This window comes from Amycolatopsis sp. NPDC004378, from assembly GCF_053602455.1.
The window spans coordinates 1,416,498-1,439,416 of record NZ_JBSGDR010000001.1 but is presented as its reverse complement, the minus strand read 5'-3'; the positions used below and the strand labels follow the sequence as shown (position 1 = coordinate 1,439,416).

Here is a 22,919-nt window from a genome sequence, read left to right as displayed (position 1 = left end):
GTGCCTACGGCTTGCGGCCGACGCCGCCGGCGATGGTCCGCTGCGCGACGTTGAGGTCCTTGAGGCGCGGGCCGTCCGGCCACCAGTCGGCGCACAGCGTCACGCCGGGGTCGACCATTTCGAGGCCCGGGAACAGCTCCTCGATCTCCTTCTGCGTGCGGAAGGTGCCGGAGCCCATCGGGCTGTGCACGAAGAAGTCCTCCATCCGGCGCGCGGTCGCGGAGTCCTCGTTCTCGGGGTCGAAGAAGTGGCTGAGCCCGACGAACGAGCCGGACGGCAGCGCGTCGACGTACTGGCGCATGATCTCGGCCGGCCGGGCGTGGTCGCCCTTGAAGTGGTGCAGCGTGCCCATCTGGAGCAGCACGAGCGGCTGGCTGAAGTCGATGTGCTCGCGGATGACCTCGTTCTCGAGGATGCGCTGCGGCTCGAAGATGTCTTCGGCGACGAAGTGGGTGTGCTCGTTCTCCTCGAGCAGCGCCCGGCCGTGGGCGAGGACCACGGGGTCGTTGTCGACGTAGACGACCTTGGCTTCGGGGTGGATCCGCTGGACGACCTGGTGGGTGTTCTCCGCCGTCGGCAGCCCGGAGCCGAGGTCGAGGTACTGCGTGATGCCGGTCTGGCTCGCGAGGAAGCGGCAGACCCGGATGAGGAACCCGCGGTTCTCGAACGCCAGGTCCTGGGCCTCCGGGGCGGCCTGCTGCACCTTGTGCAGGACCTCCCGGTCGATCTCGTAGTTGTCCTTCCCGAGCAGGAAGGCGTCGTACACGCGCGCGATGCTCGCCCGGGTCGGGTCGACCCCCACGGGAACTCGTTCGGTCCTGGTCGCGGCGTCGGGCATGATGAACCTCGCAAGTTCTGTGTCGAAAGTCTCGTACTCTACGTAGAGTAGGCCGACGCGCGCATGGGGTAAACCGGGTCACCTCTTTGCGCAGGACGGGTTAACGTGTACTTTCGGTAGTCGGGCTAGAACCCCCTGGTGACGTGAGCGCGGAAGGTCCGGGAATGAACGCGGTGAACGCGTCCGCAGGAGAACAGAACATCGGCCCCACTGCGCGCCGGATGATCCTGGGCTCGCAGCTCCGGAGGCTCCGCGAAGAGGCGGGCATCACCCGGCAGCAGGCCGGGTACAACATCCGCGGGTCCGAGTCGAAGATCAGCCGCCTGGAGCTGGGCCGGGTCGGGTTCAAGGAACGCGACGTCACCGACCTGCTGACGATGTACGGCGTCGAGGACACCACCGAGCGCCAGACGTTCCTCGACATGGTCAAGCAGTCGAACGAGCCGGGCTGGTGGCGGCGCTTCGGCGACACCATGCCGAACTGGTTCACCGACCTCGTCGGCCTGGAAGAGGCCGCGGCCCGGATCCAGATCTGGGAGCCGCTGTACGTGTCGGGACTCCTGCAGATCGAGTCGTACGTGCGAGCGATCTTCAGCCACGGCCGCCCGGAGATGGCCGACGAGCGCGTCGACCAGCTGGTCGCGCTGCGAATGCGGCGCCAGAAGATGTTCAGCAGGCCGGACGCGCCCCGCGTGTGGATGGTGCTCGACGAGTCCGTCCTGTTCCGCCCGATCGGCGGGATGAAGGTGCTCAAGCAGCAGATCGAGTACCTGCTGGAGATGAGCGCGCTGCCGCACGTGTCGGTGCAGGTCCTGCCGTATTCGCGCAGCGGCCTGTCGGCCGAGCACGCGTTTTCGCTGCTGCGGTTCGGCGAGCCGGAACTGCCGAACATCGCCTACGTCGAGTACCTGACGGGCGCGCACTACATCGAGAAGCGCGAAGAGATCGAAAAGTACAGCCGCGCGCTGGACATGCTGGCGGTCGACGCCGAGACGCCGGAGCGGAGCCGGGCTCTGCTCGCGAAGCGCCGCGCGGAGATCTGAGCAAGCCTTCACTGAACGTCGCGAAAAACGCATTCGCTGCCTCCCACGTCCCGAACGGGGCATTCACGACGTCCGCAAACTCGGTCGAAGCTCCTTGTTGATGCCCCGATGAGCGGTGACTACTCGTAGCTGTTAACCCGTTAGGGCAGCCATCTATCACCCGATAGGTTAACCGTGACCTGGTGATTCTTTACCGTGCGAGAACTTTGCAAGAAATTCTGCACGTGCATTTACCGCTGCAGGCACACGTGCTAGCCTTCGATACGCGGGCAAATGCACATGCAGATGCAACGCCCGAGGCTTATTCCGCTTCGAGAGGTGGGACCATGGCTGAGCGATTCGAGAACGGCATCCCGGCCGACCGGCTGTCCGGCGCCGCGTGGCGCAAGGCGAGCTACAGCGGTGCCGTCGGCAACTGCGTGGAGGTCGCCCCGCTGTCCAACGGCGAGATCGCGATGCGCAACTCGCGCTTCCCGACCGGCCCGGCGCTCGTCTACACGCGCGCGGAGATGGCGGCGTTCCTGGCCGGCGCGAAGGACGGTGAATTCGACGATGTCCTCGGCTGAGGCCGTCGCCCCCGACTTCGACATCGAGTCCGGACTGCAGGAGCTGGTGGCCCGCGGGTACCAGTTCGTCCACCCCGCCGACGAGCGCGGTGAAGTCCTCGCCGTCGTCGGCGTGCGGGTGCACGACGACGTGGTGGACGTGGTCCGGCTCAACGCCGAAGACGACGTCGTGGCGACCCGGATGCCCGGTACCGAAGAGAACATCTTCGAGCCGGAGCGCTGGTTGTGGCGCCGCCGCGGAGAAGGTGCCCAGGTGCTCACGGAGATCCTCTCGCTGCCGGATGCCTGCTAGGTGTCAAGGCTCCAGGCCCTGTCCGAAGTGGTCAGAACCACGTCGGGCGGGGCCTGACTCATGTCCGCAGCGTTTACACTGGACACGGCCCGACCACGTACTCCCAGGAGCTCCTCGGTGGTTTCCGACCCCCAGCTCGTGTCCGACCAGCCCGAACCGGAACCCCGTGAGGAGTGTGGCGTCTTCGGCGTCTGGGCTCCCGGGGAAGAAGTCGCGAAGCTGACCTACTACGGCCTCTACGCCCTGCAGCACCGGGGCCAGGAGGCCGCCGGCATCTCCGTCTCCGACGGCTCGCAGATCGTGGTCTTCAAGGACCTCGGCCTGGTCAGCCAGGTGTTCGACGAGCAGATCCTGCAGTCGCTGCAGGGCCACATCGCCGTCGGGCACTGCCGGTACTCGACCACCGGCGCGACCATCTGGGAGAACGCCCAGCCGATCTTCCGCACCACGGACACCGGCAGCGGCCTTTCCTTCGCCCACAACGGCAACCTCGTCAACACGGCCGAGCTGCGCGAGCGCACCATCGCCGCCGGGCTGAAGCCGCACGCGGGCCTCACCGGTTCGTCGAGCGACTCGGACCTGGTCTGCGGCCTGCTCGCCGCGAACGCCGCCGACAAGGGCATCGAAGCCGCCGCGATGGAGCTGCTGCCCACGCTCAAGGGCGCCTTCTGCCTGGTCTTCGCCGACGAGAACACGCTGTACGCGGCGCGTGACCCGCACGGCGTGCACCCGCTGGTGCTCGGCCGGCTCGAGCGCGGCTGGGTCGTCTCCAGCGAGACGGCGGGCCTCGACATCGTCGGCGCGTCCTTCGTCCGCGAGGTCGAGCCGGGCGAGCTGATCGCGATCGACGCCGCGGGCCTGCGCTCGTCGCGGTTCGCGAACCCCGACCCCAAGGGCTGCGTCTTCGAGTACGTCTACCTCGCCCGCCCCGACACCACGATCGCCGGCCGCGGCGTGCACGCCACCCGCGTCGAGATCGGCCGCCGGCTGGCCAGCGAGCAGCCGGTCGAAGCCGACCTCGTGATGCCGGTGCCGGAGTCGGGGACCCCCGCGGCGATCGGCTACGCCCAGGGTTCCGGCATCCCCTACGGCACCGGCCTGGTGAAGAACGCCTACGTCGGGCGCACGTTCATCCAGCCGTCGCAGACCATCCGCCAGCTGGGCATCCGGCTCAAGCTGAACCCGCTGCGCGACGTCATCCGCGGCAAGCGCCTGGTCGTCGTCGACGACTCGATCGTCCGCGGCAACACCCAGCGCGCGCTCGTCCGCATGCTGCGGGAGGCCGGCGCGCTCGAGGTGCACGTCCGGATCGCGTCTCCGCCCGTGCGCTGGCCGTGCTTCTACGGCATCGACTTCGCCTCGCGGGCCGAACTCGTCGCGAACGGCGTCGACCTCGACGGCATCCGGCGCTCGATCGGGGCCGACTCCCTGGGTTACATTTCCCTGGACGGCCTGGTCGCGGCGGCGGAGCAGCCGAAGTCGCGGCTGTGCACGGCGTGCTTCTCCGGCGAGTACCCGATCCCGCTCCCGGAGGACGCGCTGATCGGGAAGCACCTGCTCGAAAGCCTCGACTCGGTCAATGGCGCGGCGACCCCGGTCAGCCCCGCCGGGTACGGTGCCGAAGACGCCGTCCGGCGTCCCTAAGACGTTCCAGTAGGGAGTCCGTCCACCGTGAGCGAGTCCACGAGCGCCACGTACGCCGCCGCCGGCGTCAGCATCGACGCCGGTGACCAAGCCGTCGAGCTGCTCAAGCCGCACGCCGAGCGGGCCACCCGCCCCGAGGTCATGGGCGGCGTCGGCGGCTTCGCCGGGCTCTTCTCCCTGAAGCTCGACAAGTGGAAGGAGCCGGTGCTCGCGTCGTCCACCGACGGCGTCGGCACCAAGATCGCGGTCGCGCAGGCGCTGGACAAGCACGACACGGTCGGCATCGACCTGGTCGCGATGGTCGTCGACGACCTGGTCGTGACCGGTGCCGAGCCGCTGTTCCTGCAGGACTACATCGCCGTCGGCAAGGTGCACCCGGAGAAGATCGCCGCCCTGGTCGGCGGCATCGCCGAAGGCTGCGTCCAGGCCGGCTGCGCGCTGTTGGGCGGTGAGACCGCCGAGCACCCGGGCCTGATGGGCGAGCACGACTACGACATGTCGGCCACCGGCGTCGGCGTCGTCGAGGCGTCGCAGCTGCTCTCGCCGGAGAAGGTCCGCCCGGGTGACGTCGTGCTCGCGCTCGGCTCGTCCGGGCTGCACTCGAACGGGTACTCCCTGGCCCGGCACGTGCTGCTGGACATCGCGCGGATGCCGCTCGGCGGGCACGTCGAAGAGTTCGGCCGCACCCTCGGCGAGGAGATGCTGGAGCCGACGCGCATCTACGCGAAGGACTGCCTGGCGCTGGCCGCCGAGACCGAGGTCCGGACGTTCGCGCACATCACCGGCGGCGGTCTCGAGGCGAACCTGGCCCGCGTCATGCCGCGTGGCCTGGTCGCCCGCCTCGACCGCGGCACCTGGACGCCCGCGCCGGTGTTCGCCCTGATCGGCCAGCGCGGCAAGGTCGAGCGCGCCGAGCTGGAGAAGACGTTCAACATGGGCGTCGGCATGGTCGCGATCGTCGGCGCCGAAGACGTCGACCGGGCGCTGGCCATGCTGACCGCGCGGCACGTCCCGGCGTGGGTGCTGGGCGACGTCCAGCCCGCCGACGACGTCGACGGCCCGCGCGCGGTGCTTTCGGGCGACCACCCGCGGTTCTGAAACGTACTTGATCGCGGCTGTCACACTTGAGGGTGTGGCCGCCGAAGACGTGAGGGTCGGCTCCCGGTTCGTGATCCCGGGAGCCGAGTTGAGCGAGCGCTTTTCGCGGTCCTCCGGCCCGGGCGGCCAGGGCGTCAACACCACGGACTCGCGGGTCGAGCTGTCCTTCGACGTCGCCGCGTCGCCGTCGATCCCGGAGCACCTGCGTGACCGGGTGCTGGCCGGGCTCGGCTCGCGGCTGGTCGACGGCGTCCTGACGATCGCGGCGAGCGAACACCGCTCCCAGCTGCAGAACCGGGAAGCGGCACGCGGCCGGCTGGCGAACCTGTTGCTCGACGCGTCGGCCCCGCCGCCCGCCAAACGGCGCCCGACGAAGCCGTCACGCGGTTCGAAAGAGCGCCGCCTGGCGTCGAAGAAGCGCCGGAGCGACGTGAAACGAGGCCGCTCCGGCCGCTTCGACGACTAGCTCAGCGAGAGGTGCACGCACTCGCCCGCCGGCCGGTAGCCGACGCCGGCGTAGACCCGGCCGATCCCCAGGTCACCCGGGGTCAGGAACGCGGTGTGCGCGCCGGCCTCGTGAGCCTCGCGGGTGAGGCGCGTCGTGAGCGCGGCGGCGATCCCGCGGCCGCGGTACGCCTCGAGCACGCCGATCCCGGCGATCTCGGTGGTGCCGTCGACCACTTCGAGCGCGACCCCACCACCGACGACCACGCCGCCGGCCTCCGCGAGGAGGTGCCGGCCGATGGTCTTCAGCCGTTCGACCTCTTCGTCGCCGATCTCGGGCGCTTCGCCGAACGCGATGTTCTGCGCCGACCGCATGCGCCGGATGTCTTCGTCGGATTCCGGGGCGCGCAGCCGGATCCCCGCCGGCGCCGCCCGGCCGACGAGGTCGGCCGGGCCACAGGTCATCAGCGGCACCCGCCGCTCGAGCCCGTACCCCGCTTCGACCAGGAGGTTTTCCAGGTCGGGGGCGACGTCGGTGAAGTACTCGAGCCGCGGGAGCAGGTCCCGCCGCCGGTACGCCTCGGTCAGGGCGTCGATCTCGGCCGCCGTCGGCTTCGCGCCGTCGTCGGGGATCGCGTAGTTGAGCATCGGGTGCGCCGTGCCCGGCGAGTAGGTGGCGAGGAACGGGCCGACCTGCTCGGTCTCCCGGCCGCGGGGCGCCGTCTTGCGGACATATCTCTGGATGACGGACATTCGAGCCTTTCGAGAGCACGTCAAGGAAACGCTTGCGGGTGCTTCGCCGGGCGTCGGGCGGTCGTTCCTTGACTCGAAGGGGCTCTTCCCGGCCATCTTGGCATGGCCCGCAACCGGGTTTACTGGCGTTCCGGGTGCGCGATGGCGGCGTAGCGCGTGTCCCAGACCGACCGCGGGACCCGCATGGTGCGCGTCGGGGTTTCGCAGATCGTCCGCCGCTGCGCCGGGATCGCCACCGGGACGGGCGGGGCGTCGAGCGCGCACCAGCCGCGGCGGCTCAACGCGGCGCCGAGCGTCGCGCCCGCCGTGTTCAGCAGGACGTCGTCGGTCGAGGTCACCCGGCCGTTGTGGATCAGATATTGCGTACCTTCCACCAGCACGGACACGGCCATCGCGGCGAGCGCGACGCGCACCAGCGTGCGCAGGCGGCGGACGCGCAGGGGCAGGAGGGCGCCGAGCGGGCAGAGCAGGAGGACGTTGCCGATCACCTGCCAGAACGAACCGTCGTCGTCGAAGGCCGCCGTGATGTCGGCGCCGGGGACGAGGTCGAGCGTGCTCTCCGTAGAGGTGCCGACGGGCATCGTGACCAGGCAGAACACCAGAAAGCCGAGCAGGGCGGCGGCGCTGTCGACGCCGGCCGTCGCGGTCGCGTAGCGGGCGGGAAGTCTTCGGCGGCGCCGGGCCGCGAGCAGGAGCCAGCCGAGCAGCGCGTACGGCAGAGCGATGGCCGAAATCGGAATCATCCCCCAGAAGGCGCGCAGCAGGGCTTCCATGCGCCTCCCTTCTCGAACCCCTCAAGATCATCGGTGCGCGATGAAACGGCCCCTCCCAAGATCACCTTCGCACCGCAAGATCAACTCGGCAGTCCGAGCGGGGCGCACTATTCGGTGATCTTTCCGGTGGCGCGACGGGGCTTTCCGTGGTTCGGTCGAGAGGCGCACTGTCCACTGTGGATGCTGTGGACAACCCTGTGGATGACTTCGGGGGCTTCGTGAAGAACCCTTACTTCACAACGTAAAACGGCGCGGGGGCCCTGTGTACTACTCGGCCAGCTGCCGGGCTTGCTCGAGGAGGCTCTGCAGGTGCAGGCCGCGCCGGACGTCGCAGGGGTGCGTCGTGGTGCCGCTGGCGATCATCGCCGCGAAGTCGTCGAGCAGCGCGGTGTAGGACTCCTGCGCCGAGCCCGGTTTGCGGCCGAGCGTCCGGTAGCCGTGCTGGCCCCAGACGGCCACCTCGACCACGGTCGGCTGAACCGGGAGCCGCAGCGAGAGCGTCGCGGTGCTGATCACGCCACCTTCGTGGGCCAGCATCAGGTGCCAGAGGTCGCCGGGGCTCTGCCGCGCGGCCACAACCTCGGTGATCGGCCCGAGCGCGGCGTCCAGCATGTCCAGCGCGTGCGGGCCGATGTCGAACAGGGCACCGCCGTCGTCCTGGCGCCACTCGGACGCCGCGTACTTGCCGCCCAGCAGCGCGCCGGACAGCCAGCGCGCACCGCCCCCGGCCCAGCCGCCCGCTTGGGCGAGGTCGGCGAGCCAGTCCTGCGTCTGGGCGGAGTACCGCAGCGTCAGCATGACGAGGGCGGCGACGTCGGCGGCCGAAACGGCGTCGGCCAGCCGTCGCGCCCCGGCCAGGTCGGCGGCGATCGGCTTCTCCAGGATCAGGTGCTTCCCGGCCTCGGCGGCGCGCACGCCCAGCTCGGCCTGGATTGACGGCGGAACGGCGAACGCGACCGCGTCCACCTGCTCGAACAGCTCCTCGACGCTGCCGGCGGTGGCCGCGCAGTGCGTCTCCGCAAGCGTTTGCGCCGCCTCGAGCCGCCGGGCCCAGACGGCGGTCAGCGCCGTGCCGGGGTGGTCCGCCAGGCCGGGCGCGTGCACCGTCGTCGCCCACGGGCCGGCGCCGATCAGGCCGACGCGCAGCTGTCCGTCCGCGATGAGCTGTCCCACGGCCCGCAGTCTAGGTGTGTCCCTCGTCGCGCCGGAACCGCGGCGGCTTCTGGCTAAAGTGCCAGCATGATCGCCGCGCGCTTCGCCCGTTTCGCCACCGTCTCCGCCCTGTTGCTGGGCGCCTGCCTCACCGGCGCCGCTCCCGCCTCGGCGACCGGCACGGACGGGTCGTGCGCCGAGGGCGCCGGCGTCACGGTGGTCGTCGACTTCGGCGACCTGGGCCCGCAGTCGCTGGTCCGGTGCGCGGCCGGCACGCCCGCGAACGGCATCGCGGCTCTGCAGGACGCCGGGATCGAGGTCGCCGGCTCGCAGAAGTACGGCCTGGCCGTGGCCTGCCGGATCAACGGCAAGCCCGGGCCCGACGTCGAGTCGTGCGCGGGGATGCCGTCGGCCACGGCGTACTGGAGCTACTGGCACGCGTCGCCGGGCGGCACGTGGCAGTCGAGCCAGGAAGGCGCCCAGACCGCGAAGCCCGTCGCGAACGGCTTCGAGGGCTGGGCGTTCGCGCGGCCGAAGTCGGCGAACGACCTGCCGGCGCCGCCTCGCGTGGCCCCGGTGCGTCAGGCCGCCTCGCCCGCACCCGCGCCCGCTGACCAGGGCAGTTCGTTCCCGTGGGGCCTGGTGATCGGGATCGTCGTGGTCGTGCTGGTCGCCGGCGCCGGAATCGTCGTCGCGCGTCGCCGGCGTGCGCAGTAGGGCCCTGCACCCCGGCGCCTGGTGGGTGTGGGCGCTCGCGCTGGCCGTCGCCGCCAGCCGGACGACGAACCCGCTGCTGCTCGGCCTGATCATCGCCGTCGCCGGGTTCGTCGTTGCGAGCCGGCGTAGTGACGCGCCCTGGGCGCTGGCGTTCCGGCTGTACGCCTACGTCGGCGCGGTGATCGTCGTGACGCGCGTGCTGTTCCGGGTCCTGGTCGGCGGCGAGGACGGCGGGCACGTGCTGGTCACGCTGCCGCGGATCACCCTGACCGCCGGGCTGTCGCTGCTCGGGCCGACGTCGGCGGAGGCGCTGCTCGGCGGCTTCTACGACGGCCTCCGGCTCGCGACGATGGTCGTCTGCGTCGGGGCGGCGAACGCCCTGGCGAACCCGAAACGGCTGCTCAAGGCGGTCCCGGGAGCGCTGTACGAAGTCGGCACGGCGGTCACGGTGGCCCTGACGGTGGCGCCGCAGCTCGTCGAAAGCGTGCACCGCGTGCGGCGGGCCCGGCGGTTGCGTGCCGGGCGGACTCGCGGGGTGCGGGCGGTCAAGGGCATCGTGGTGCCGGTGCTGGAGGACGCGATGGAGCGGTCACTGCGGCTGGCGGCCGCGATGGACTCCCGGGGCTACGGGCGCCGGGCGTACCTGAGCCCCGGGGTGCGGGCGCTGATCGCCTCGTGTGTCCTGTTCGGGCTGGTGGGGGTGTGCGTCGGCGTCTACGGCGTGCTCGACGGGACGTCGTCGTGGCGTGGCCTGCCGCTGCTGGCGCTCGGGCTGCTGGTGGCCGTCGCGGGGTTCGTCCTCGGCGGACGGCGCGTGCGGCGGACGGCGTACCGGCCCGATCCGTGGCGGTGGCCCGAAACGCTGGTCGCGCTCTCCGGGGCCGGGGCGTGCGCGTTGCTGTTCGTGTCCGCACGGGTCGATCCGGGGAACCTCTACCCGTCGCTGAGTCCGTTGCGCTGGCCGGAGGTTTCCTTGGTGCACGTGGTGTCTCTGCTCGTCGCGGCCACGCCGGCGTTCGTGGCGCCTTCTTCGTCGGGGGTGTTCCGGTGATCGAGTTCTCGCGGGTCACGGTGACCTACCCGGACGCGGCTCGGCCGGTGCTCTCCGACGTTTCGCTGCAGGTCGAGGAGGGTGAGCTGTGCCTGGTCGCGGGGCCGACCGGGGCCGGCAAGTCGACTTTTCTCGGCGCGATCAACGGGCTCGTTCCGCACTTCACCGGCGGGCGGCTGGCCGGGCGGGTGCTGGTCGACGGGCTCGACACCGCATCGCACCCGCCGCGCGAGCTGGCTTCGGTCGTCGGCGTCGTCGGCCAGGACCCGCTGGCCGGGTTCGTGACGGACACCGTCGAGGAGGAGCTCGCGTACGCGATGGAGCAGCTCGCGGTGCCGCCGGACGTCATGCGCAAGCGCGTCGAAGAAACCCTCGACCTGCTGGGGATCGCCGAGCTGCGCAACCGTCCACTTCGGACGCTCTCGGGCGGGCAGCAGCAGCGCGTCGCGATCGGTTCGGTGCTGACGGCCCACCCGTCCGTCGTGGTGCTCGACGAACCGACGTCGGCGCTGGACCCGACGGCGGCCGAGGACGTCCTCGCGGCGATCACCCGGCTGGTGCACGACCTCGGGACGACGGTCGTCGTCGCGGAGCACCGCATGGAGCGCGTGGCGCAGTACGCGGACCGGCTGCTGTACCTGCCGGGCGACGGTTCGGTGCGCTCCGGCCCGCCCGCGGAGATCCTGGCGACGTCTTCGATCGCCCCGCCGATCGCCGAGCTCGGACGGCTCGCGGGCTGGTCGCCGCTGCCGTTGTCGGTGCGGGACGCGCGCCGGGTCGCGGGGCCGCTGCGGTCTCGGCTGCAGCCTCTTTCCCCGAAATTGTCGGTGGTGGGTCGTACTCTCTCGGTGACCAGTTCGGCACTGGACGTGAGAGGGGTGGTGGTCCGGTACGGAGATGTCCTGGCGGTGCGCGGGGTGGACCTGCGCGTCGGACCGGGGGAAATAGTCGCGCTGATGGGACGCAACGGCTCCGGCAAGTCGTCGCTTCTCTGGGCGGTGCAGGGCAGCGGCCCGAGGTCGGCGGGGAAGGTCGACGTCGGCGGCGAGGATCCCGCGTCGCTCAAGCCACGAGTGGCCCGTCGGCGCGTGGGGCTGGTCCCGCAGACCCCGGCCGACCTGCTGTACCTCGATTCGGTGGACGCCGAGTGCGACCAGGCCGACACCGAATCCGAGGTCCCGGCAGGGACGGCCCGGGCCCTGCTGGACCGCCTCGCCCCCGGGATCGCCGGTGAAGCGCACCCCGGCGACCTCTCGGAAGGGCAGCGACTGGCGGTGGTGCTGGCGATCCAGCTGGCGTCGGCCCCACCGGTGGTGCTGCTCGACGAGCCGACGCGCGGCCTGGACTACCACGCGAAACGGCGCTTCGCGTCGGTCCTGCGAGAGCTGGCCTCGCAGGACCACGCGATAGTGCTGGCGACCCACGACGTCGAGTTCGTCGCCACGGTGGCCCACCGCGTGGTGGTGCTGGCCGAGGGCGAGGTGGTGGCGGACGGCCCGACGAAGGAGGTGATCGTCGCATCACCGGCGTTCGCCCCGCAGGTGGCGAAGATCCTGGCCCCGCAGCAATGGCTGACGGTGGACGAGGTCGCGGAGGCCCTGGCATGAGAACGGCGGAGGCGGCGGGAGGGTGGGGGCGGGCGGGAAGCCAAGGCCTGCCCCGACCGACCACACGGCCGGTTGGCCGGCGCCCCGGCACGCCCCGTGGCAAGGGCCGGAGCGGCGAGCTGCGTGGCGAGTGCTCGCCCGGCGCCGGTTCCCGGCGGCTCGTGCTCGACCCGGCTCGGCGCGCTGCCGCACCGGGAGCGGCCGCATGACCGACTTCCTCGGCCCGCCGCCCCGCGCCGTCCGCTTGGCGCCGCGGCCCGCGCTCGTCCTCGCCGCCGCCACCGTTCTCGGCTTGGCCATGTTCTGCTGGCCGCTGTTCGCGCGCCCGCAGCCGAGCGCGTCCGCGCACAGCACCGACGCGCCCTTCGTCTTCATGGCGACGCTGCCGGTCCTGATCTTGGTCGTCCTGGCCGAGCTGTCCCGCGGCGGCATCGACGCCAAAGCACTCGCCCTGCTCGGGGTGCTCTCGGCCGTCAACGCCGGGCTGCGGCCGCTCGGGGCCGGGACCGGGGGTATCGAGCTGGTGTTCTTCCTGCTCGTGCTCGCCGGGCGGGTGTTCGGGCCCGGCTTCGGGTTCGTGCTCGGTTCGACTTCGCTCTTCACCAGCGCGCTGCTCACCGCCGGGGTGGGGCCGTGGCTGCCGTTCCAGATGCTTGCGTCGTCGCTCATCGGGCTCGGTGCCGGGCTGCTGCCGCGGAAGCCGCGCGGCAAAGCCGAGGTCGCCATGCTCGTGGCCTACGGCGTCTTCGCGGCCTACTTCTTCGGGCTGCTGATGAGCCTGTGGTCGTGGCCGTTCCTCGCCGGCACGACCACCGACCTCAGCTTCGTGCCCGGCGCGCCCCTTACCGAAAACCTGCACCGGTTCGCGGTGTACACCGTGCTGACGTCGACCCTCGGCTGGGACACCGGGCGGGCGATCACCAACGCCGTCGCCATCGTCGTGCTCGGGCCGGCCGTCCTGGCTGTCCTGCGGCGCGCCGCGAGGCGGGCGGCCTTCGACGCGCCCGTCAGGTTCGAGCAGGCTCAGCTGTAGGAGTAGAAGCCCCGGCCGGTCTTCTTGCCGAGCAGGCCCGCGTCCACCATGCGCAGCAGCAGCGGCGGCGACGAGTACAGCGGCTCCTTGAACTCCGCGTACATCGAGTCCGCGATGGCCTTGATGGTGTCCAGCCCGATCAGGTCGGACAGGCGCAGCGGGCCCATCGGGTGGGCGGTGCCCAGCTCCATGCCGCGGTCGATGTCCTCGGCCGAGGCGAAGCCCGACTCGATCATCCGGATCGCCGAAAGCAGGTACGGCACCAGCAGCGAGTTCACGATGAACCCGGCGCGGTCCTGCGAGCGGATCACGGTCTTGCCCAGCGCGTTCGTCGCGTGCTCTTCCGCGCGGCGGGCGGTCTCCTCGCTGGTGAGCAGCGAGGGCACCAGCTCCACCAGCGGCAGCACGGGCACCGGGTTGAAGAAGTGGATGCCGACCACCTGCTGCGGCCGGCTCGTCGCCATGCCGAGCTTCATGATCGGGATCGACGACGTGTTGGACGCGAACAGCGCGTCCTCCGCCTCGACGATCTTGTCCAGCTGGCGGAAGACGTCGACCTTCGCCTGCTCCTGCTCGAGGATCGCCTCGACGACCAGTTCGCGGTCGGCGAACTCGGCGATGTCGGTGGTGAAGCGGAGGCGGTTCAGGGCCGCGTCGGCGTCCTCCGAGGAGAGCTTGCCGCTCTTCACGCCGCGTTGCAGCGACTTCTCGATGCGCGCCTTGCCCGCGTCGAGCGCCGGCTGGTTCACCTCGGTGACCAGGACGTCGACACCTGCCCGCGCGTGCACCTCGGCGATGCCGGACCCCATCAGGCCCGCTCCGACGACTCCAACCCGACTTACCACCGGCTCACTCCTTCATCGCTTCGCAGGCCCGTTCTTGGGCAGCACGCAGCGCGCGAGGGCGGTCGCCAGGTTGTGCCCGGCTCGCCCTCGCGCGGTTACGCGTGCTCAACGACGGTACTCGTCGTACCCGTCGTCGTACGGGTCTTGATCTTCGCTGTCGGACTCCTCGTGATGACTGCTGGAGGAGTTACTCGACAGCTCGCGCTGCAAAGCATCGAAGTCGGTCTCGTGCGAGCTGTACTTGAGCTCACGCGCCACCTTCGTCTGCTTGGCCTTAGCCCGGCCGCGCCCCATGGCTCGACCCCCTCGCACAGGGGCGGGGCGGCCGGGGGAATCGGCGGCCCCGCATCGTCTCGACAATTCTTTCCTGCTCACACCGTACCGTGTCCGGGGGGTTGGATGCGACGTGGCACGGTGTGCCGGTGGTGACAGTGTCGGCCGGACACCGGTTACCGGCCGGTCGGTGGCGATCGGCGCAGGTAGGCGTGCCACGATCTACTGGTGCTCCGTCCCTTCGTGGCCTACCTGCGGGTGTACGAACCCCTGCTCGCCTTGGGCGACCCGCCGGACGAACGGCTGCGTGCGGCCGTCGCGGCGGCCAAGCTGCGGCGGACGGACGCGGGCGCGCGCGAGCAGGCCATGTGGCTCAAGTCACAGGTCGCCGCGCCGAGGCGGTTGCTGCCCGCCGAGCTCGCCGACGGCCGGGCCGCGCCGAGCCTGCTGACCGACGTCCTGGTCCTCGACCCCGAAGACGTGCCGGACGGCAAGGCCGGGCACGGGCCGTTCGTCTGCCCGCTGGAGCTGCGGGCCCGTTCGGCCGCCGCGTTGGTCACCTTCATCGGGGACGCGCACCCGGCGTTGAAGAACGTCGTCCTCGACGAGGGCGGCTTCACGCAGGAGACGATCCGCGCCCGGACGAAGTCGGCGATGGCGGACCTGAGCACGTCGGCGGCGCACACGCTTTCGACGACCTGGACCGTCCCGCTGCCGTGGTTCGTGCTGGTCGAGCCGGACGAGCGGCGGCTGGTGCTGGGCAGCGGCCGCGACGACCCGAAGCGCGAGCTCTCCTGGCGGACGACCCTCGCCGACGCGCAGCACCGCGCGCGCGAGGCGGGCGAACTGCTGGAGCAGACGTTCGGCGACTCCGGCCCGGGCCGCGTGCTGTACGAGACGCGGCGCTGGCTGGACAACTTCCACGCGGACTCGGTGGTCGAACTCGACTACGGCGGTCTGGTGCAGTTGTTCGCGGACCCGATCCTGGAGTCCGACAACACGGCCGACGAGGTCCACGACATCCTGGACGCGTTGCGCTCGGGCAACGTCGAGGAGCTGGCCGAGCTGTTCAGCGACCTGCGCGAGTTCTGGGGAGACCTCGCCGCCCGCGAACGCTCGAACTGACGGTCGCGGCCCCGAAACCGTCGGTGCCCACCAGTAGCGTGGACATCGGGGGCTGCTCAGCCGCGCAGCTGAGGAACCCGCACCTCTCCGACGGCCCGGCCGCCGCCCAGCACCGAACCGTGTGCCAGCGAGTCCAGGCCCGACACGTCCGCGCCGAGGTACCGCAGCGCCTCGACGGCCAGCGGTGCGCACGCCCGCTTGTTGCCGTCGTCGATCTTCATCGCCACGGCGAAACCGTCCGGCAGGGCGAACGCGTGGACGCCCTCCGCGCCGCCCTTGGCGACCAGACCGTCCACGGTGGACATCAGCTCCGTGTCCTCGCGGCCCGTCCCCGCGACCAGCCACGGGTGGGCGCGCATCGCCGAGGCGACCGCCGATGCCGGGCCGGCCGGGGCCAGGGCCACCCGGCCGAACGCGCGGGCCAGCGCCGTCAGGGAGAACGCGAACAGCGGTGCGCCGCAGCCGTCGACACCCGTGTGGGCGATCGGCTCGCCCGTCAGCTCCTCGACCGCGGCCGCGATCGCCTGCTGCAACGGGTGGTCCGGGGCCTCGTAACCGGCCGTCGGCCAGCCGGCTCGGACGCACGTCGTGAGCATGGCCGTGTGCTTGCCCGAGCAGTTCATCATCACGCGCCGGGGCTCGGCGGCGTCGCGCATGCTCGGCACGTGCAGCGGGAAGTCCGGCGGGCACGCGAGGTCGTCTTCGCCCAGTCCGGCCGCGGCCAGCAGCTCGAGGACCCGCTTGACGTGCCCGGGCTCGCCGGAGTGCGACGCGCACGCCAGCGCCAGGTCCTCACCCGTGAAGTCCAGGCCCGCGCGCAGCATCCCGATGGCCTGCAGCGGCTTGTTCGACGAGCGCGGGAAGACCGGCGATGTCACGTCGCCGAGGGCCAGCCGGGCTTCTCCTTCGGGGCCGGTGACTACGAGCGCGCCGCGGTGGACGCTTTCCACGAACCCGGAGCGGACGACTTCGGCGAGGACGGGGTTGGTCACTCGCCGGTCCTGCCCTCGTTCTCCAGCAGCTCGTCCACAGTGGCCGAACCCTGCTGGTAGCGCTTCGCGATCTCCGCGTTGAGCGTGTCCATCACGCCCTGGACCTCGCGCCGGAAGGACGACACCGACAGCTCCTCGCTGGCGTAGGTGTCCAAAGCGGAGGCGAGCTTCTCGTCCGTCAGGGTCTCGACGTCGGTGAGGTCGGTGTCGCCGATCAGGGCTTCCGCGTGCCGGCGGTGCTCGCCGGCTCGGGACGGCTCCAGCTGCTGGTGCCGTCCCGAGCCCGCGGCCGGGCCCAGCGCGTTGTCGGCGAGGATGGTGGCCAGCTGGTCGACGATGCTCGACTCGCCGCCGGAGCTGCGGCGCGCCTGTTCGGCGCGGACGATGTCGATCCGGGCGTGGAGCAGCCGCCGCAGGTAGGAGAGGTCGGTCTCCTCCTGTGCGGCTTCGTCGCGCCGCTCGCGCAGCACCTTCAGCGGCAGTTCACCCAGGCCGCTGAGGTACCCCGGGCCGAGCACGCGGTCGATTCGCCGCCTGCCGCCGGGCCGCACTTCGATCACAGCGCAGTTTATCCCGGTTGAGCGTGATCCCGCTGTCAGGGGCTTTCGTTCAGCCACGAAGTTGCGCCGCTGCCGCACGGCCGGGTGCGGGCTGCTCCGAAGGGACGGAATCGGGGTCGATCGCCGCCTGCACGAGGTTGTCCTCCGAACCGGCCAGCAGCTCCGCGCCCACCGGCGTCGAGCGCTTGACCAGCGCCAACGCGATCGGCCCGAGCTCGTGGTGCTGGATCACGGTGCCGATCCGGCCCACGGTGCGGCCGTCGAGCAGCAGCGGGTCGCCGGTTTCCGGCGTGACCTCGGGTGAGCCGTCCAGGTGGAGCAGCAGCAGGTTGCGCGGCGGACGGCCGACGTTGTGCACCTTCGACACCGTCTCCTGGCCTCGGTAACAGCCCTTCGCGACGTGCGCGGCCGAGCCGACCCAGCCGACCTCGTGCGGGATCGTGCGCTCGTCGGTGTCGACGCCCAGCCGCGGCCGGAGGGACTCGACGCGCAGGGCGTCGAACACCCAGCTGCCGGCCGCCCGGGCGCCCGCGTCGGTGAGCCGCTTCCACCACTCGACCAGCGCCGGTCGCGGCACCGCCAGGTCGACGCTGGTCCGGCCGGGCCACGGCATCCGGCGCGCGAAACCGCCACCGGGCAGTGCCGCGACCGCGTACGGCTCCGGGCCGACCTCGGCGCCGACCGCGCTCAGCACGCGCTCGGCGTCCGGGCCGAGCACGGTGAGCAGCGCGAACTCACCGGTCGCGTCGCGGATGTCCACCTTGGACCAGAACTTCATGGCTTCGAGGTACTCGAGCAGCGTCTGGGGGCCGCCCTTGGGCAGCGCGCTGGTGACGCTCGAGCCCGGGTCGGTGTCCAGGTAGACGGTGCCGTCGAGGTGGGCGACCACCATGTGCGTCTCGACGCGGCCCTGGCTGTCGAGCACCAGCGCCTCGGTGCCGGTGCCCTCGGCGAGCTCGGTGACGTGCTGGGAGATCACCAGGTGCAGCCACGAAAGCCGCTCTTCGCCGGTGACGGTGAGGAACTCGCGGTGCGACCGGTCGATCACGACGACGCCGCGCGACGCCGTGCGCTGCTCCGCGAAGGGGTCTCCCCAGTGCCAGGGGACGCCGGCTTCGGGGTGGTCGTCAGGGGCGGGGATCGATCCGGGCACGTCCAGCAGCGGCGAGCGGTACGGCATACCGCCCAGCCTAGGTGAGTACGGTGGCGGCATGCGCGTGCTCGTCCTCCTCGACGGAACCCCGGCCGACCCCGACGCCGCCCAGATCAAGGTCGACGACCTCGGTCTGCTGCGCGGCGACGGCGTCTTCGAGACGATCCTGGTCGTCGACGGCAGGCCCCGCGAACTGCGGCCGCACCTCGAACGGCTGGCCCGCTCGGCGGCCATGCTCGACCTGCCCGAGCCAGACCTCGCGGCGTGGGAACGCGTCGTCGAGCAGGTGCTCGAACGGTGGACCGGCGGCCGTGAAATGACGCTGAAACTGGTGTACACCAGGGGTTCCGACGGCGACCCGGCCGCAGTGCCGACCGGGTTCGCGCTCGGGTCCGAGGTGCCGCGGTCGATCTTGACGGCCCGCGAAGAGGGCGTCGCCGCGATCACCCTCGAGCGTGGGTTCCCGCCGGACCTCGCCGAGCGCGCGCCCTGGCTGCTGCTCGGGGCGAAGCCGTTGTCGTACGCGATGAACATGGCCGCGGTGCGCGAGGCGGGCCGCCGCGGGGCCGACGATGTGATTTTCACCGCCGCCGACGGTTCGGTGTTCGAAGGGCCGACGTCGACCGTGGTGCTGGCGAAGGGGCGGACGCTCTACACGCCGCCGTCGAACGTCGGCATCCTGCCCGGCACCACCCAGGCCGCGCTCTTCCGCGGCGCCGAGAAGGCGGGCTGGGCGGTCAAGGTCGAGCCGCTGACCGTGCCGGACCTCACCGGGGGTGACGGCGTCTTCATGGCCTCGAGCGTGCGCAAGCTGACCCGGGTGCACACGCTGGACGGCGAGCGGCTCCCGGACTCGTCCGCCGTCTACGCCGAGCTGGTGGCGGCCTACGAGGCCGAGTACGCCTGACCGAGGCTGATCCGGACGACGGCGGGCGCGACTTCTTCGGCCCGGTAGGCCGCGATCTTGTGGTGGCCGTCGATGATCAGCTCGCGGTCGCCGTCGGCCAGCAGGACCGCGACCGGGCGGTGGCCGGTGCGGATCGCGGTCCGGTAGTAGCCGACGCGGGCTTCGTCGGACGGCGGCCAGGTGCCGGTCGGGGTGAGCACCTGCTCGTCGGGCAGCCGTTCCGGGCCGCTGACGCGGTAGTCGCCGTCGACGAGCAGGTCGAGCACCGGGCCGAGCGTGGTGGCCAGCGGGCGGCGCAGCTGACCGGTGGCGAGCGCGATCCGCAGCGACTGCGGCAGCTCCGCCCGCACTCGCGAGTTCACGTCGAGGAAACCCGTGCCACCGCTGATCGTCACCTGTTCCACGCCTATCAGGACGGGCGACGGCGCGACATGGTTCCAGCCCCTACCCGGAAGGGTGCACCGCGTGACCGCGGTCTCACTCTCGTGGCGGTACAGCGGGTTCAGGACGGCCGGAACCTCACCCGGATGCCCGGCCGGGCTTGGGCGAGCGCGCTCAGGGCGCCCGCGCGCACGACGGCCGCGACGGGGTAGCCGCCGGTCGTCGGGTGGTCGGCGAGGAACACCACCGGCAGCCCGCTGGGCGGCACCTGGATCGCGCCCGTGACGACGCCTTCGCTGGGCAGCTCGCCTTCGACGGCCCGGCGCAGCGGCGTCCCGTCGAGGCGCAGGCCGACGCGGTTCGACTCCGCTGTCACCGTCCACCACGCCGACAGCCCGGCGGCCACGTCGTCGAGCCAGTCGTCGCGGGGGCCGAGCGTCACCGGCACCACGAGCTCGCCCGGTGCCGGGGCGGGGACGACGACGTCCGCGCCCGCCGGGATGCCGGGCTCGCCAAGCGGGAGCACATCTCCGGCTGCCAGGGGTGCCGGGCCGATGCCGGACAGGACGTCGCGCGAACGGCTGCCCAGCACCGGTTCGACGGCGATCCCGCCGGACACCGCGAGGTAGCAGCGCAGCCCGGCCGCCGGGGTGCCGATGGTCAGGACCTGCCCGGCGCGGACGGGCACCGGCGCGTGGGAGCCGGCCGGCCGGTCGTCGACGCGGACGTCGACCGACGGGCCGGTCACCGCCACCGTCGCCGACGCCGTGAGCCGCACGGAAAGGCCGCCGAGCAGGGCTTCCACGCCCGCCGCACCCGGGTCGTTGCCGACCAGGCGGTTCGCCAGCCGCAGCGAGGAGGTGTCCAGCGCGCCCGAAGGGGCGACGCCGAGGTGCGCGTAACCCGGCCTGCCAAGGTCCTCGACCAGCGCGTACCGGCCGGGGTCGAGCACTTCGAGCGACCTCATCGGACGCTCCGGAACCGGACGCGGTCGCCGGGGGCGAACAGCGCGGGCGGGTCGGCGTGCGGGTCGAACAGCGTCGCCGACGTGTGCCCGAGCAGCCGCCAGCCACCCGGCGACTCACGCGGGTAGACGCCGGTGAACTCGCCCGCCAAGCCCACCGAACCGGCCGGGACGCGGGTCCGCGGCGACTCGAGCCGCGGCTGCCGCAACGGCTCGGGAAGCCCGGTCAGGTAGCCGAAGCCGGGCGCGAACCCGGTGAACGCGACCGTGTAGACGGCCTCGGTGTGCAGGTCGGCGACGGCGTCCGGGGAAATCCCGGCGTCGGAAGCGATGAGCGAGAGGTCTTCGCCGTCGTAGCGGACGTCGAGGGTGACTTCGCGGGGTTCACCGGCGGGCGGGTGCGTCAGGTCGGCGTCGTCGAGCAACGCCCGCACGGCCGCGACATCCCCGACGACCAGCAGGCTCCGGGCACCGGGCACGAGGTCGACGACCCCGGGCGGACGCGCGGCGACCACGGTCGCGTGGGCCGCCCGCATCTGCTCGAGGGAGTCGCAGTCCAGGACGGCGGCGTCTTCGCCACAGCGCCGCCAGCGCACGGCGTCAGCCGACGACGCGGCGCAGCAGGGCCGAAGAGTGCGGCTGCATCTCCTGGCCCACCATCGCGCGCTCCTCGACGTAGCCGAGGGAGCCTTCGACCAGGCCGTACAGCCGCTGGGCCGCGGTTACGTCCTTCGCGGTGGAGGTCCGGATCAGCGCGTCGGTGCCGAGCTCCCAGGACGTCTGGTTGCGCGGCTTGCCGTAGTACAGCTCGACGATGCCGGTGTTGTGCGTGAGCAGCAGCTCGATCGTGTCGTCCTCCTGCGGCCGCCAGAACCCGGACTCGCGGGCGGCGGGGCGGATGACGTTGCCGTCCTCGTCCAGCAGCCACGAGCGGGACTCGTGGATGAGGAACGGGCGGCCGTCGTGGGCGATCGTGAGCTGCTGCGCGAACTTGTACGGGCCGTCGATGGTCGGGTAGTCGACCTCGCCCTCACCGCGCCAGACGCCGACGAGCGGCAGCAGCGCGAGGCAGGCGTCGTTGAGGTTCGGCCCTTCGCGCAGGTTCGCGGTGTCGTTGGGGATGGGCAGGTCGTCCCACAGCGGGAGGTTGCGCGTCCGCGTGCTTCCGGCGCGCATGTCCGCTGCCGCGATGGCGTCGTCGCCGCTGGCCGTCATGCGTCAGCGCTGGTCGGCGTACAGCCGGTAGACGACGTACACGGCGAACCAGGTGATCGCGACGCCCGCCAGCACCAGGAGGGTCGTAAACAAGGCTTCCACGGCTGGCAGCTTAGTCCGCCGCCCCGCACCCGGCCCGGCGCAGGGTCGCCGCGGTGAGCACGGTCACCGCGAGCAGCACCACCCCGGCCACGCCCATGGCCAGGTGCAGCCCGCCCGGCAGCGTCGAGCCGCCCGCCACCAGTGCGCCGAGGGCGGCGACGCCGAGCGCGGTCCCGGTCTGGCGCGCGGCGTTGACCGTCGCCGACGCGATCCCGCTGCGGTGGCCCGGCAGCCCGGCCAGCCCGACGATGTTGGACGGCGTCACCGACAGCCCGACCCCGGCGCCGGCCAGGGCGAACGCGATCGCCACCAGCCAGTACGGGCTGTCCGCGCCGAGCGCGAGGAACGCGAAGGAGCCGACGGCCGCGACGAAGTAGCTGACCGGCAGCAGCCGTTCCGCGCCGTAGCGCGCCGAGAGCCGGCCGGCGGTGAACGCCGCGACGACGTTCGCCAGCACGTACGGCAGCATCTGGACGCCCGCCTCGGTCGCTGTCGCGCCGCGGGCCTGCTGCAGGTAGACGCCGATCAGGAACACGGCCGGGTAGGCCGCGAACCCGAGGCTCCACGCGGCGAAGATGGCGACCGAGAACCGCGTGCGGGCGAACAGGCGCACCGGCAGCATCGGGTGCTCGACGCGCAGTTCGACCACGATGAACGCGGCCAGCGCGGCGAGCCCGAGTACGCCGGTGACCAGCACGGACGGGCTCGGGCCGAGGCGGCCGGCTTCGATCACGGCGAACGTCAGCAGGCCGATCCACAGGGCGCCGAGCACCTGGCCGGTCAGGTCGAGCGCACCGTGCGCCGGGTCGCGGGACTCCGCGATCCCGCGGCGGCCCGTGACCACCGCGACGAGCCCGATCGGCACGTTGACCAAAAAGATCGCGGGCCAGCCGAAGGCGTCGGTCAGCGGGCCGCCGATCAGCGGTCCGAGCACCAGCGCGCAGCCCGCGACCGTGCCCCAGAGCCCCATCACGCGCGCCCGCGCGGCCGGCTCGGGGAACGCGTGCGCGAGCAGCGCCACCGAGCCGGGGATCACGGCGGAGGCCGCGAAACCCTGCACCACCCGGGCCGCGACCAGCCATTCGAGCGTCGGGGCCAGCGCGCAGCCGACCGACGCGACCGTGAACACCGTGAGGCCGGACAGGTAGACGAGCTTGCGGCCGTACCGGTCGCCGAGCGTGCCGCCGGAGAGGATCACGGCGGTGAGCGCGACGGTGTAGCCGTCGACGATCCACTGCAGGCCGCTGAAGCTCGTGCCGAGCGTGCGCTGCATGGTCGGCAGCGCCACGCTCACGACGCTGACGTCGAGCAGGGCCATGAAGCTGCCCAGGAACACGGCCGCCAGCAGTCCGGTCCGCCGGGTCACCGGAGAAGTTAGGGTCACCTAATCA

The 22,919-nt window shown here is 71.9% G+C and carries 26 protein-coding genes; 12 read left to right on the top strand and 14 right to left on the bottom strand.

Features of this window, described 5'->3' with window-relative positions; translation table 11 throughout:
- Positions 1-4: 4 nt before the first annotated feature.
- A complete protein-coding gene (locus ACWEN0_RS07105; RefSeq protein ID WP_451969658.1) occupies positions 5-802 on the bottom strand; it encodes an SAM-dependent methyltransferase in 798 nt (265 codons plus the stop codon).
- Between the two features lie 200 nt (positions 803-1,002).
- On the opposite strand from ACWEN0_RS07105, the gene ACWEN0_RS07100 reads away from it, so the two are divergent.
- From ACWEN0_RS07100 to arfB, 6 genes are all read left to right on the top strand, one after another.
- Positions 1,003-1,881, top strand: coding sequence for a helix-turn-helix domain-containing protein (locus ACWEN0_RS07100; protein WP_451969656.1), 879 nt, complete (start codon positions 1,003-1,005; stop codon positions 1,879-1,881).
- A gap of 326 nt (positions 1,882-2,207) precedes the next feature.
- On the top strand, positions 2,208-2,447 hold the full coding sequence (locus tag ACWEN0_RS07095) for a DUF397 domain-containing protein (protein WP_451969655.1): 240 nt from the start codon (positions 2,208-2,210) through the stop codon (positions 2,445-2,447).
- Entirely contained in the window at positions 2,434-2,739 is a 306-nt protein-coding gene (locus tag ACWEN0_RS07090; protein WP_451969653.1) for a hypothetical protein, read from the top strand. Before ACWEN0_RS07095 ends, ACWEN0_RS07090 begins: the two co-directional genes overlap by 14 nt.
- A 117-nt stretch (positions 2,740-2,856) precedes the next feature.
- On the top strand, positions 2,857-4,383 hold the full coding sequence (gene purF, locus ACWEN0_RS07085) for an amidophosphoribosyltransferase (protein WP_451969651.1): 1,527 nt from the start codon (positions 2,857-2,859) through the stop codon (positions 4,381-4,383).
- A 27-nt stretch (positions 4,384-4,410) separates the two neighbouring features.
- A complete protein-coding gene (purM, locus tag ACWEN0_RS07080; protein ID WP_451969649.1) occupies positions 4,411-5,481 on the top strand; it encodes a phosphoribosylformylglycinamidine cyclo-ligase in 1,071 nt (356 codons plus the stop codon).
- A 49-nt stretch (positions 5,482-5,530) separates the two neighbouring features.
- The gene (gene arfB / locus ACWEN0_RS07075; protein ID WP_451969903.1) at positions 5,531-5,947 is read left to right on the top strand and encodes an alternative ribosome rescue aminoacyl-tRNA hydrolase ArfB; all 417 of its coding nucleotides are present in this window, start codon (positions 5,531-5,533) and stop codon (positions 5,945-5,947) included.
- On the opposite strand, the gene ACWEN0_RS07070 is transcribed toward arfB, so the two are convergent.
- The 3 genes from ACWEN0_RS07070 to ACWEN0_RS07060 form a co-directional block, all read right to left on the bottom strand.
- Entirely contained in the window at positions 5,944-6,678 is a 735-nt protein-coding gene (locus ACWEN0_RS07070) for a GNAT family N-acetyltransferase (protein ID WP_451969647.1), read from the bottom strand. The two genes, arfB and ACWEN0_RS07070, sit on opposite strands and share 4 nt — an antisense overlap.
- Before the next feature lie 119 nt (positions 6,679-6,797).
- Positions 6,798-7,451: a VanZ family protein gene (locus ACWEN0_RS07065; protein ID WP_451969645.1), complete on the bottom strand. Its 654-nt coding sequence runs from the start codon at positions 7,449-7,451 to the stop codon at positions 6,798-6,800.
- Between the two features lie 267 nt (positions 7,452-7,718).
- On the bottom strand, positions 7,719-8,624 hold the full coding sequence (locus ACWEN0_RS07060) for a Gfo/Idh/MocA family protein (protein ID WP_451969644.1): 906 nt from the start codon (positions 8,622-8,624) through the stop codon (positions 7,719-7,721).
- 66 nt (positions 8,625-8,690) lie between these two features.
- On the opposite strand from ACWEN0_RS07060, the gene ACWEN0_RS07055 reads away from it, so the two are divergent.
- The 4 genes from ACWEN0_RS07055 to ACWEN0_RS07040 all read left to right on the top strand — a co-directional run bounded on the left by ACWEN0_RS07055 (position 8,691) and on the right by ACWEN0_RS07040 (position 13,011).
- Positions 8,691-9,320, top strand: a complete 630-nt coding sequence (locus tag ACWEN0_RS07055; RefSeq protein WP_451969642.1) for a hypothetical protein — start codon at positions 8,691-8,693, stop codon at positions 9,318-9,320.
- On the top strand, positions 9,310-10,371 hold the full coding sequence (locus ACWEN0_RS07050) for a CbiQ family ECF transporter T component (RefSeq protein WP_451969640.1): 1,062 nt from the start codon (positions 9,310-9,312) through the stop codon (positions 10,369-10,371). Before ACWEN0_RS07055 ends, ACWEN0_RS07050 begins: the two co-directional genes overlap by 11 nt.
- Positions 10,368-11,978, top strand: a complete 1,611-nt coding sequence (locus ACWEN0_RS07045; RefSeq protein ID WP_451969638.1) for an ABC transporter ATP-binding protein — start codon at positions 10,368-10,370, stop codon at positions 11,976-11,978. The genes ACWEN0_RS07050 and ACWEN0_RS07045 overlap by 4 nt, the downstream gene beginning before the upstream one ends.
- A 205-nt stretch (positions 11,979-12,183) precedes the next feature.
- Complete coding sequence (locus tag ACWEN0_RS07040; RefSeq protein WP_451969636.1) at positions 12,184-13,011, top strand: ECF transporter S component; 828 nt, start codon at positions 12,184-12,186, stop codon at positions 13,009-13,011.
- Here the strand turns inward: ACWEN0_RS07040 and ACWEN0_RS07035 are convergent.
- Both ACWEN0_RS07035 and ACWEN0_RS07030 read right to left on the bottom strand, forming a co-directional pair.
- A complete protein-coding gene (locus tag ACWEN0_RS07035) occupies positions 13,002-13,856 on the bottom strand; it encodes a 3-hydroxybutyryl-CoA dehydrogenase (protein WP_451969634.1) in 855 nt (284 codons plus the stop codon). The genes ACWEN0_RS07040 and ACWEN0_RS07035 overlap by 10 nt on opposite strands.
- A 105-nt stretch (positions 13,857-13,961) precedes the next feature.
- A complete protein-coding gene (locus ACWEN0_RS07030; RefSeq protein ID WP_451969632.1) occupies positions 13,962-14,150 on the bottom strand; it encodes a DUF3073 domain-containing protein in 189 nt (62 codons plus the stop codon).
- Positions 14,151-14,357: 207 nt separating this feature from the next.
- On the opposite strand from ACWEN0_RS07030, the gene ACWEN0_RS07025 reads away from it, so the two are divergent.
- Positions 14,358-15,254, top strand: a complete 897-nt coding sequence (locus tag ACWEN0_RS07025; RefSeq protein WP_451969630.1) for a hypothetical protein — start codon at positions 14,358-14,360, stop codon at positions 15,252-15,254.
- 56 nt (positions 15,255-15,310) lie between these two features.
- Here the strand turns inward: ACWEN0_RS07025 and ACWEN0_RS07020 are convergent, their stop codons facing one another.
- Genes ACWEN0_RS07020 through ygfZ form a run of 3 tightly spaced genes read right to left on the bottom strand, consistent with a single transcriptional unit; the run spans position 15,311 to position 17,986 of the window.
- A complete protein-coding gene (locus ACWEN0_RS07020) occupies positions 15,311-16,246 on the bottom strand; it encodes an asparaginase (protein ID WP_451969629.1) in 936 nt (311 codons plus the stop codon).
- Positions 16,243-16,806: an RsiG family protein gene (locus tag ACWEN0_RS07015; RefSeq protein ID WP_451969627.1), complete on the bottom strand. Its 564-nt coding sequence runs from the start codon at positions 16,804-16,806 to the stop codon at positions 16,243-16,245. Before ACWEN0_RS07015 ends, ACWEN0_RS07020 begins: the two co-directional genes overlap by 4 nt.
- A 49-nt stretch (positions 16,807-16,855) precedes the next feature.
- On the bottom strand, positions 16,856-17,986 hold the full coding sequence (ygfZ, locus tag ACWEN0_RS07010; protein ID WP_451969625.1) for a CAF17-like 4Fe-4S cluster assembly/insertion protein YgfZ: 1,131 nt from the start codon (positions 17,984-17,986) through the stop codon (positions 16,856-16,858).
- A 31-nt stretch (positions 17,987-18,017) separates the two neighbouring features.
- Here ygfZ and ACWEN0_RS07005 point away from each other — a divergent pair, with 31 nt between their 5' ends.
- On the top strand, positions 18,018-18,866 hold the full coding sequence (locus ACWEN0_RS07005) for an aminodeoxychorismate lyase (protein ID WP_451969623.1): 849 nt from the start codon (positions 18,018-18,020) through the stop codon (positions 18,864-18,866).
- Here ACWEN0_RS07005 and ACWEN0_RS07000 read toward each other — a convergent pair.
- From ACWEN0_RS07000 to ACWEN0_RS06980, 5 genes are all read right to left on the bottom strand, one after another.
- Positions 18,845-19,270 (bottom strand): hypothetical protein, encoded by a 426-nt coding sequence (locus ACWEN0_RS07000; protein WP_451969622.1) that lies wholly within the window; start codon positions 19,268-19,270, stop codon positions 18,845-18,847. The two genes, ACWEN0_RS07005 and ACWEN0_RS07000, sit on opposite strands and share 22 nt — an antisense overlap.
- 98 nt (positions 19,271-19,368) lie before the next feature.
- Complete coding sequence (locus ACWEN0_RS06995; RefSeq protein ID WP_451969621.1) at positions 19,369-20,214, bottom strand: 5-oxoprolinase subunit C family protein; 846 nt, start codon at positions 20,212-20,214, stop codon at positions 19,369-19,371.
- Positions 20,211-20,807: a 5-oxoprolinase subunit B family protein gene (locus tag ACWEN0_RS06990; protein ID WP_451969619.1), complete on the bottom strand. Its 597-nt coding sequence runs from the start codon at positions 20,805-20,807 to the stop codon at positions 20,211-20,213. The genes ACWEN0_RS06995 and ACWEN0_RS06990 overlap by 4 nt, the downstream gene beginning before the upstream one ends.
- Before the next feature lie 4 nt (positions 20,808-20,811).
- Positions 20,812-21,426 (bottom strand): FABP family protein, encoded by a 615-nt coding sequence (locus ACWEN0_RS06985; protein ID WP_451969617.1) that lies wholly within the window; start codon positions 21,424-21,426, stop codon positions 20,812-20,814.
- Between the two features lie 112 nt (positions 21,427-21,538).
- Complete coding sequence (locus tag ACWEN0_RS06980) at positions 21,539-22,912, bottom strand: DHA2 family efflux MFS transporter permease subunit (RefSeq protein ID WP_451969615.1); 1,374 nt, start codon at positions 22,910-22,912, stop codon at positions 21,539-21,541.
- Between the last annotated feature and the right edge of the window lie 7 nt (positions 22,913-22,919).

Excerpts from the sequence above, each read along its gene's own strand:
- ACWEN0_RS07055 (WP_451969642.1), top strand. The coding sequence starts at position 8,691 with ATGATCGCCGCGCGCTTCGCCCGTTTCGCCACCGTCTCCGCCCTGTTG.
- ygfZ (WP_451969625.1), bottom strand. The coding sequence starts at position 17,986 with ATGCCGTACCGCTCGCCGCTGCTGGACGTGCCCGGATCGATCCCCGCC.
- ACWEN0_RS07040 (WP_451969636.1), top strand. The coding sequence starts at position 12,184 with ATGACCGACTTCCTCGGCCCGCCGCCCCGCGCCGTCCGCTTGGCGCCG.
- ACWEN0_RS07100 (WP_451969656.1), top strand. The coding sequence starts at position 1,003 with ATGAACGCGGTGAACGCGTCCGCAGGAGAACAGAACATCGGCCCCACT.
- ACWEN0_RS07090 (WP_451969653.1), top strand. The coding sequence starts at position 2,434 with ATGTCCTCGGCTGAGGCCGTCGCCCCCGACTTCGACATCGAGTCCGGA.
- ACWEN0_RS07005 (WP_451969623.1), top strand. The coding sequence starts at position 18,018 with ATGCGCGTGCTCGTCCTCCTCGACGGAACCCCGGCCGACCCCGACGCC.
- ACWEN0_RS06995 (WP_451969621.1), bottom strand. The coding sequence starts at position 20,214 with ATGAGGTCGCTCGAAGTGCTCGACCCCGGCCGGTACGCGCTGGTCGAG.
- ACWEN0_RS06985 (WP_451969617.1), bottom strand. The coding sequence starts at position 21,426 with ATGACGGCCAGCGGCGACGACGCCATCGCGGCAGCGGACATGCGCGCC.
- ACWEN0_RS07095 (WP_451969655.1), top strand. The coding sequence starts at position 2,208 with ATGGCTGAGCGATTCGAGAACGGCATCCCGGCCGACCGGCTGTCCGGC.
- ACWEN0_RS07030 (WP_451969632.1), bottom strand. The coding sequence starts at position 14,150 with ATGGGGCGCGGCCGGGCTAAGGCCAAGCAGACGAAGGTGGCGCGTGAG.
- ACWEN0_RS07065 (WP_451969645.1), bottom strand. The coding sequence starts at position 7,451 with ATGGAAGCCCTGCTGCGCGCCTTCTGGGGGATGATTCCGATTTCGGCC.
- ACWEN0_RS07070 (WP_451969647.1), bottom strand. The coding sequence starts at position 6,678 with ATGTCCGTCATCCAGAGATATGTCCGCAAGACGGCGCCCCGCGGCCGG.